General features: G+C 51.0%; 10 protein-coding genes. 2 read left to right on the forward strand and 8 right to left on the reverse strand.

All coding sequences use genetic code 11. The features are described 5' to 3' along the window. The coding region (locus tag IJN28_01430; GenBank protein MBQ6712434.1) for a WYL domain-containing protein at positions 1-931 on the reverse strand (931 nt) is incomplete at its 3' end. A gap of 109 nt (positions 932-1,040) precedes the next feature. After that, positions 1,041-1,454, reverse strand: a complete 414-nt coding sequence (locus IJN28_01435) for a DUF805 domain-containing protein (protein MBQ6712435.1) — start codon at positions 1,452-1,454, stop codon at positions 1,041-1,043. Between the two features lie 545 nt (positions 1,455-1,999). Here IJN28_01435 and IJN28_01440 point away from each other — a divergent pair. Together IJN28_01440 and IJN28_01445 are read left to right on the forward strand one after the other, a co-directional pair. Further along, positions 2,000-2,626 carry a hypothetical protein gene (locus IJN28_01440; protein ID MBQ6712436.1) on the forward strand — a complete coding sequence of 209 codons (627 nt, stop codon included), beginning with the start codon at positions 2,000-2,002 and terminating at the stop codon, positions 2,624-2,626. A gap of 55 nt (positions 2,627-2,681) precedes the next feature. Next, on the forward strand, positions 2,682-3,092 hold the full coding sequence (locus IJN28_01445) for an Rrf2 family transcriptional regulator (GenBank protein ID MBQ6712437.1): 411 nt from the start codon (positions 2,682-2,684) through the stop codon (positions 3,090-3,092). A 73-nt stretch (positions 3,093-3,165) separates the two neighbouring features. On the opposite strand, the gene IJN28_01450 is transcribed toward IJN28_01445, so the two are convergent. The 6 genes from IJN28_01450 to IJN28_01475 form a co-directional block, all read right to left on the reverse strand. Next, entirely contained in the window at positions 3,166-3,441 is a 276-nt protein-coding gene (locus tag IJN28_01450; GenBank protein MBQ6712438.1) for a hypothetical protein, read from the reverse strand. Between the two features lie 276 nt (positions 3,442-3,717). Beyond that, entirely contained in the window at positions 3,718-4,128 is a 411-nt protein-coding gene (locus IJN28_01455) for a flavodoxin (GenBank protein MBQ6712439.1), read from the reverse strand. A gap of 48 nt (positions 4,129-4,176) precedes the next feature. Continuing rightward, entirely contained in the window at positions 4,177-4,713 is a 537-nt protein-coding gene (locus IJN28_01460; protein MBQ6712440.1) for a DUF3793 family protein, read from the reverse strand. A gap of 305 nt (positions 4,714-5,018) precedes the next feature. Further along, complete coding sequence (locus IJN28_01465; protein ID MBQ6712441.1) at positions 5,019-6,914, reverse strand: TonB-dependent receptor; 1,896 nt, start codon at positions 6,912-6,914, stop codon at positions 5,019-5,021. A gap of 29 nt (positions 6,915-6,943) precedes the next feature. Further along, positions 6,944-7,897 (reverse strand): TIM barrel protein, encoded by a 954-nt coding sequence (locus IJN28_01470; GenBank protein ID MBQ6712442.1) that lies wholly within the window; start codon positions 7,895-7,897, stop codon positions 6,944-6,946. Beyond that, the gene (locus IJN28_01475) at positions 7,897-8,877 is read right to left on the reverse strand and encodes an ABC transporter substrate-binding protein (protein ID MBQ6712443.1); all 981 of its coding nucleotides are present in this window, start codon (positions 8,875-8,877) and stop codon (positions 7,897-7,899) included. Before IJN28_01475 ends, IJN28_01470 begins: the two co-directional genes overlap by 1 nt. Positions 8,878-9,154: the final 277 nt, after the last annotated feature.

Below are 9,154 nucleotides of genomic sequence, written 5' to 3' on the forward strand. Positions count from 1 at the left end.
CGGCAGGGCTTATGATGCGCACTTTATTCTCGAAGCCGAAGAGCCATGAGAAGAACCATGTGCTGACGGCGACTGTGACAGCTACGCGGAAGGAGCTTTCACCGCAGGGGATGAGCATGACGTCTTCGCCGAATCGGTCTAAGATGACGCCGATCATGTCGTTGTCACATTCGAGCGTGATACGTCGTTCGTCGCCGCCGAACATACCGAATACACGGTTGCTGTATGCTTCGAGCTGGAAGTCGGAGAAGTGCTCCTGCCCTTGTCGCGCCTCGTCTGTGACGGCAACATCGACCATCTTGTCGACGCGGTAATGCTTGACCATCTCCTCTTTACTGTCATAGGCAACGAGATAATACTGCTCATCACTGTACGCCAGTGCCCACGGACTGATGTGGTACGGTGCACCACCATGGCGGAGCAGTTTCTTTTTTTCTACCGTCCAGTCAAAATAGCCGAACCGTATCTTGCGATCGGCAAGGATCGCCTCATGGATGGCGTCGATGGCCTCATATACGTCCTCGTTGACCGTCTTGGTACGACCTTGTATCACGACATGGCGATTCAGCTTCTTCGCCTCGTGGATACCGGTGAGCCGCTCTATCTTCTTGATAAGCTGACGGCTCTGCTCGACCGTAAGTGCTTTGGCGACCTGCACCGCATCGACGAGGAGCTTCAGCTCTGCCGTTTCGAACGGCCGCGAATCCAGATAATATGTGAACTTTTTCCCGCGCGACAGCTTGATATCCATGCCTGATGCGCGCAGACACTCGATATCGTCGTAGACGCTCTTGCGCTCCGCTTCGATGCCCAGCTCTTTCAGCCGTGTCAACAAGTCAGACATCGACAGACCATGCTCACGGTCGGTTTCGCTTTCAAGCATAGTCTTGATATATAGCATCTTTTGTTTTTGATTCTGGTTTTTCGGCATACTATCGCCTCCTGCCTATATATTCCCTTCGACTGCGCCCTACTCCTGCCGCAGCCCTCTATTTTGGGCAATAAAAAAAGAGGCGAACACTCGCCTCTTCTCATTATCATTATTTGGGCGCAAGCCCCTTCAAGGTTTCGTAAGGAACACCTTTTTTCAAGCAGAAAAACGCAACCAAGACGGTGCTTACCAGAATATTGAGCATCGCGAGCGAGCGCGGAGCCGTCGTCCAGAACTCGAACAGCACACTCGGCACGAACAACAAGGCAAGAAGCACGAGCGTCACACCCCGCTTAAGGTCAATATCATTGGCACGTCTGACCACAAGCGATGATTGCGGAATATAAAACAAACATAAAAGCGGATACAAATATACCATAAACGTCATATTCGCAGTTTCTAAAAACAACATCACAAGCCATAAAATATGCGAGATCACCGCCAATGTCAGATACCGCACCGCGAACATCTTCCGTCCCATACGTCCCTGAAAAAAGAGAAACATCTGCTTCCACGTCATCATTTCGACATGTCACCCGTCCTTTTGCTACGATTCTATTCTTTCATTATACGAGCAAACAGTATCTTCTGACAAGACTTTTTTCATCTTCTGCTCAACAGCCTTTTTCCTTGAAAAATTACAAATTTTTTACAAAATAATTGTTGACATATCTTCCAATTATTGCTAAAATATACTTGAGCAGATGAGCTGACGTAAGTTAGTAAAGCTGCCTTAGACTTCCGTTTCGGTGACAAGTCTTTAAACAAAAGGCAATTTGTCAGTTGTTTAAAGGCTCTCCCTTCACTTGGTTTGTTTTCCATCGAATGCAGATCAAGCCCTGTCACCGAATACAAGTGATGTCTTTTCCTTCGGTCCGGTATCCGCCTATGCTTGTACCGAAAAAAGGCATCACTTGCCTATTTCTATGAAAAGCCTCTACTGTACGGTAGAGGCTTTTTTCTGTTCGGAGATAACGACTGTGTCTACTCCTCCGACTTTGGCAGGAAATGTACTTGCAGGAGAGAATAGTATAAGGATAGTCTATTTTTCTTAAAGGAGTGACTGATATGATACGCACAGTCTTATCATTATATATCGTACTTATGCTGTTCGGTACAGGCTTTGCCTCTGCCGCGCCGATGTCACAGATGAGTGCCGCAGAGATGGATCAAAGCACGCAAAGCACTGTGCAGGCTTCACAAGACAAGTCGCCTGTCCAAGCTGCGGAGCCGACCTGCGCACCGGCAGTCGTCCATGACGATTTTACCCATGCCGACTGGGCATACGTCACGCGCGACGAGAACAGCACGACGTACCTGCGTATGGATACCATCAAGCATACCCCGGCAGGTGCTGCGACCATCTCTTGCGGTGATATCAAAAAGACCTACACGAAGCACGGTCTTACGAACATTTACCACACGCTCAAAGAGGCAGGCAGCAGCGATGACGGATCGCTCGCTCTTCTCCGCGAGATCGACCACGCTATCATGCACATATCGTACCGACAAGACGGCACTGCGATCGCCTACCGCCTCCATCAGACGACCTTTTACAACAAGAGCGGCAACCCTCTCATCACCTTCGATTTTGACGATATCGCCCTTCAGACGGGCGCACACCTCACATGGGAACCCGTAACAAGTCGCATGGAGGAAGAAATTGCGATTTTCTGTCGATTGGCGAACGGATAAGTCTTGTTTTCCTACTGTTTTAATGGTATTATAATAATAGTAGGAGTTGATAAACATGAAAATCTCGACCAAAGGACGCTATGCTCTTCGTCTGATGCTCGATCTGGCGATCCATCAGGCAGACGGCCCCGTTTCGCTCAAGACCATCTCCATACGTCAAGGTGTTACTGTCAAATATCTTGAACAGATCGTACCTTGCCTCTCTCGCGCAGGCTACCTCAAAAGTTTCCGCGGTGTCGGCGGTGGATATCAGCTCGCCAAGGCTCCCGAGGAATATCGCATCGGTGATATCTTGCGCGCGGCAGAAACATCACTTGCACCGACAGCCTGCATCACAGGTTCACAATCGTGCGACCGCTGTGACGAATGTCTGACCAGACCGTTCTGGATCGGGCTCGATCAGGCGATCGCGCATTATGTCGACAGCGTAACGCTCGCCGATCTTCTCCGTGAAAACAACTTATAAAGACAAAAACACCTTTCATCGGAAAGGTGTTTTTTCTGTCTTACGGAGATATTTAAAATTCAATTTGTTCACATTACGAACAGGAACAATGTTTCGCACGGTCGCGAAGCTCACTGCGTTTCGCATCGTTGAAGTTATTCTGATTGCTGAGATAGCCCGTGATGCGGCGCACGCGCGTAATGTTGGATACCGGCGACGAATGAACGACGATCTCATCGCCTGCCAATTCCAGATTGAGTTCACCAAGACGTTTGCCTCTCGATTCATAAGCTGCCGCTTCTTTTGCCAAGATCATGTCGATCTCCGCCTGCGTGATACCTTCTGCTGCCATTACTTTTACTTGTGCCATTTTTGCGATCCCCCTATACGCGAGCTGCTTTAAGCTTCGCTCTTATTTTTTATACTCGGTTAAAATAATACTGCGATAGTATATTTTACTGTCTGTTTTTATAATACATCATCTTGTGGGAAAAAGCAAGTTCTTTTTTCATTTCACACAACATATAGAAAACGCCGTTTTTCGCGCTCCAAGGTGATAACGCTCGCTCGGACGATGTTTTTCGCACTGCTACGCCTTTTTTATAAAAAAAAGAGCCGCCGAAAAGGGCAGCTCATGCGGACAATATCAGGCACTTGCCAAGCGTTCGCCGAGGGCTTCGCAGAGCGCGATGCCGTCGTCGTCGGGCGTTTCGTTGATCGTCAAGCCTTCTTCCAAGAGGGTGGCACCGCTTGCCGTAACGCGCGCTTCCCAGTCGCGCATCCACGAGCAGTCGCCCCAGCCATACGAACCGAAGAGTGCGACTTTTTTACCGCCGAGCACCATCTCCGCTTCGGCGAAGAACGGTTCAAATACGCTTTCTTCGAGCTGTTCCGCACCCATCGACGGGCAACCGAATGCGATCTTGTCGTACGCCGCTGCGTCAAAGTCACCCAAGCAATCTACATCGACGAGGGTTTCTGCTTTCGCACCGCGCGCGATCGCCTCCGCCATAGCTTTTGTATTTCCTGTACCACTCCAATATACTACTGCAATCATTTGTGATTCCTCCTGTAATGTTCTTTTTATGATATATGAAATCAGCTGTTAGCTGACCATCTCACGGATCGTTTTGCCGACGGCACGCTGACGTGCATCGCGGTAGAGGGCAAAGAGGCGTTCTGCCTTCTCTTTTTCGCTGTATACCTTCCATTCACCGCAGAGGAGAAAGTCCTCACGCGAGGAGAGGAAGCCCTCTACATCGGAGAGCGGATAGCCGAGGAAGATGCCGATCTCATGCGGAAACTCGCCCGATGATACGATGCGTTTGGCAAGCATATCGAGTGCTGCTTTGAGCTCCATATCGCGCTCGTAGCCGTGACGCACGAGAAAGTCCTGCACATCAGGCGGCGCAAGACACTCGGCAAGCATCGTCGGACGATAGATGAAAAGCATGGCTCTCCCTGCCGAGCTGAATATGCGGATCTCGATCCCGCGCTCACCAAGCTCTTGCCGATATTCATTGAGCGTCTTCCACATGTCGCGGCACTCTGCACACGAAAACATCACCAGATTCGACGGCTTCACCCCTGTGAGGACAGGCGCGCAATGATATGTGATCTTTTGTTCCCATTTTTTCATCATCTATCCCTCCTTCGATACCGACTTGCTCTTATCTCTTCATCTCTGTTTGAGAAGCCTTCTTTTCCTATCCTATTCTGCATAAATAACAGATGCGCATATATGTCATACTCATCTTCTAGGGATAGTATAACATATATGATATTGAGAATCAATATCATATATGTAGATTTTGAGAATATTTTTCATTTGTTTTCCAAGCATGGTACGACCGCTTGCAGACAGAAAAAGAGCCACGCAGTCCCGTTCTGCATGGCTCTTTTCTTGTTCCTATTATGTTCATGCGCTCTACCGTAAGAGCAATTGTTTTAGAAGGAGTATTCTACGCCCATGATGAAGTTTCTGCCGGGTGCGGTGTACCACTGACCTGCGGAGCCGTAGCCGGGGAGGACGTTCGATTGTTCGGCATAGAATTTGTCGAAGATGTTGTTGACTTTGGCGAATACTTTTGTATTGTCGTCAGCTTGGTAGTTGAAGCCGATATCCCATACCCAGAAGGTCTCTTCGGGGAAGAATTTTCCGCCCGCTGTCTGCGCGGGGCCTGTGCGTTCGAAGTTGGCACGGCCTTGTACGCCGACGTTCCATTTGTTTTCGCTGTAGTCAACGCCGATGTTGACTGTGTTTTTCGGCAGGTATCCGTCTGCGTTCGGACCGCGTTGTTCGGTCGGGTCGATGGTGGTATGCGTGTAGCCGACGTACGCGCTGACGGCATCATTGAATCGTTTTTTGAGCGATACGTCCCAGCCGTGGGCTTTTTCGTCACCGACGTTGCCGTAGCGGTTGGTGCTGTAGAGGAAGCCGATGCGGTCTTCGGAGTTGCGCCAGAAGAGGTGTGCCGACATACTCATCGTGTCATCGAATTGGTGATTGATACCGATCTCTTTCGTGTCGCCTGTTTCAGCATTGATGCTTCTGTTGCCGTAGTAAGCGTCATAGAGGTGCATCGGGCTCGGCGCGATGAAGTATTCGTTATAGCCGACATAGGCGTTCGTCTTGTCGCTGAACTGATAGCCGAGGTTGATGCTCGGTGTGGTATGGTCGCCGAAGCCGGAGTTGTTGTCATAGCGTATGCCTGTGGTGAGCTTGAGCGCGTCGGTGAGGTTCCATTCGTTCTGAAGGAAGAGTGCGCGGTTGTGCATTTCGACGTCGCCTGCCGTTTCGATGGTGTCACGTGTGTATTCGAAACCTGTGGTGAGGCGGTGTTTGTCGGACAGGTTAAGCGTAAGCTGGTCGGTGATGCGGAGCGTTTTGATCTTGGTGAGGTAGTGATCGAGGACGATGTTTCCTGTGTACCAGTCAACGTATTCGTTTTCTACATCGGTGTCGTACATGTTGTTGCTGAAGGCGAAGAAGTTCGATGTTTTGTCATCGAAGTCGGATTGAAGGGTGATCTTCCAGTTGTAGTTGTCGATCTTGCCGTCATGCATGTACGTTTCCCAGAGAGCGCGCGACTTGGTGTCGGCTTGGTATTGGTCGTAAGTGAAGCCAAGCTCATGCTTGTCGGAGAGCTCTTGGGCGAGCTTGATGGAGATGCTGTTGGCATCGAGTTTGTTCGGTACGGTCGTGCCGTTGCCGTCTTTGAAGTCGCCGCTTTTATCTTTCTGTGCGCTGATGCGGTAGGAGAATCCGTTTTCGTAGCCTTCGGTGGCGAAGGAGTATTGGCGTTTGTCATAGCTACCTGCACTGACGCCGAAGGTGGTGCTGTTCGTGTCGATCTTTTTGGTGATGATGTTGATAACGCCGCCCTTGGCATCGGAACCGTAGAGGACGGAGGCAGAGCCTTTGAGGACTTCGATGCGTTCGATGTTCTTCATATCACGAAGCATACCTGCGGAGAATCTCTGTCCTGCGGAGTTGACCTTGACACCGTCGATAAGAATGACGATCTCGTCGGCACCGTTGATCTTCATGGAGTTGGAGGTTTCGTAACCTGCAGGTGCAGAGTTGGCGATATAGACACCGGGTACGGAGCGAAGTGCTTCGGAGAGGTCTTGGTAGTGATTCTTTTCGATATCTTCGGCGGTGATGACGGTGATGTTGGCGTTGGCTTTGGCCGCTTCGACAGGGGTACGTGTCGCGGTGATGACGATGCTGTCAAGAAGCATATCGTCTTCGGCAGGAGCATTGGCGTAGGTATCGGTCTGGCTGAAGCCGAGCGCAAGCGCGCAGGCTATGAGAGCGGATAAGGCGATCTTTTTGTTCATCTTTCTTCCTTCTTTCTCTGTTGCGATTGTTATCGTAAGCCGAGGAGTTCTTGTGTTCTCGTCAGCATGGTGTGCATATGAGATACGTTATCGTAATAAAGTTCGTGCACGAGATGGTCGGGGCGCACGCGGTCGATGACGCGCCGCATGGCGTCTGTCTGAAACGGTTTATGTTCGTCGATGGCGGCGATATGTGCCATCTCGGCTTCGAGCGTGAGGCCGCGCGGTCTTTTCTTGAGTGCGTGCGTCACGTAGTCGCCCGAGAGCGAGCATTGAAGGTGCATACCGCGGATACGGTCTGCGATGTCGCCGAGATCATCGACGGTGCGCAGGATGTAGTCGGCAGCTTCCTCTTCTGTGCGGAGGGCGGTGTTTGTATTCATAAGGTGTCCTGTGTCGAGCATGATGCCTGCCGAGTCGCGGTCTATCATGCGAAAGAACTTGTCCGCCTCATTTCTGTCGGTGAGCGTCAGACCCGGCCACCAGAGGTTCTCAAAGAGGACGGGAATATCATTCGGTATAAGGTCATCTACGCAGTGGAACAGCTCTGCCGTCGCACAGAGTACGTCTTCGTTCGTATAGCGAAAGTTGCGCGTGTATATCTCACCCGAGTCGGCTTCGGATACGTGCCAGACGAGGTATTCGGGCTTGTAGCAGAGGGCCCTGCGGATACTGCCGCGTACGCGCTCGACCCAATCCTCTCTGCTGTCTGCACCGCCGAAATAGGCGCGCCGTTCCTCTCGCGAGTCGAACTGCCTTGCAAGCCGCGCTTCGTCACCCTTCCAGAAGGCTATCCAGTGCGGCAGATACGGCAGATGGATACCGACGGTATGCTTGGCGATATCCGCATGGTACTCGGTCGGAAGGAATACTTCCGCGCCGTCTAAGTTGCAGGCGGCAAGGTATGCACCGAGCGAGCCGTACGACGACGCCAGCTCCGCTTCGTATTCGTTGAGCGGATAGTAGTTAAATAGCTGTTTCATCAGTTATCTCCTACGACCGAAAGATGCTCATCTTTTCCCAAGCGGAAGTCGTCACCGTAGACGGCATAGGCGATCTCTTGGACGGCGAACACGATATCCTGCGAGCAGTTGTAGAGGTATCCTTCACGCGGGAAGGCAAATGCCTCATTTTTGATGGCTTTCATCGGTGCGAGCGCAGGGTCGCCGAGGTATTTTTCGCGATGTGCTTTGACATCGATCTGACCATGGTTCGTGTAGCTGGGGAGGAACAGGATATCGGGGTCGATGGCAAGAAGCATTTCTTTTGTCAGCGTCTGTCCCATGTGGATACCTGCCTCTGCCATGCCGTTCGTGACACCTGCATACTTACACGCATCGTCGAACGCACAGCCGATACCGCCGTACATCGGCATAAGCGAGAGAAGCACGACTTTTTTGCGCTCCGTCTGCGGAATCTTATCGACTTTTGCTTTGATTTCGGCAAGCTTTGCGTCCATCTTCGCGATAAGACGCGTTCCCTTCTCGGGTTCGCCGATGGCTTCGGCTATCATCTTGACGTTATCTTTCGCATCGGCAATGTTTTTCGCGCCCTTGACGACGACGACTGTAAGGCCGAGGTCACGAAGGTTCTCTACCTGCTCGATACTGCCCCAATCGGGCACGATGATGAGGTCGGGCTTCATCGCAAGGATCTCCTCCACCGTAGGCGTGGTGATCTTCTTCGCGATGCGCTTCGTCAGGTGCGTCACGTTCGAGCTGTCGGGGTCGTCGAGTATCACAGAACTTGCCACCATCTTATCGGGGCCTGCCAGACCCAGCACGATCCCGTCCGTATCGAACGACATCGTCAGGATGCGCTCGGGCTTCTTCTCCATCGTTACGACCGTACCGCGCACGTCCGTCACCTGATACGCGCCCTCTTTTACCGCGCGCTCGGCAGTGCAGCCGCCGATTATCAAAACGCTTATCATCATCACGATAAGCCATATCATTCGTTTCATATCAATAAAAATCTCCTTTTTTCCTCTTCGTAAGACCAATTATAAAGGGTATAGTCACTATACAGTCAAGGGGAGGAACTATGATATTTGAGAAAAACGTGGGAAATTGTGGTATACTGGGGGGGGAGGAAGAGAGATGCTGACGCGAGTTTCGCATGATGATATCTTTCGGTGCGTATCAAGCTCGCAAGAACTATCTTTTCATAATAGATGGCTTTTCCCTTCTTATTTACTTTTTGGCTTGCCCCAGCGGTTCGCGACTGACCAATCAGCACCA

The sequence above is a fragment of the Selenomonadales bacterium genome, assembly GCA_017442105.1.
Classification (GTDB): domain Bacteria; phylum Bacillota; class Negativicutes; order RGIG982; family RGIG982; genus RGIG982.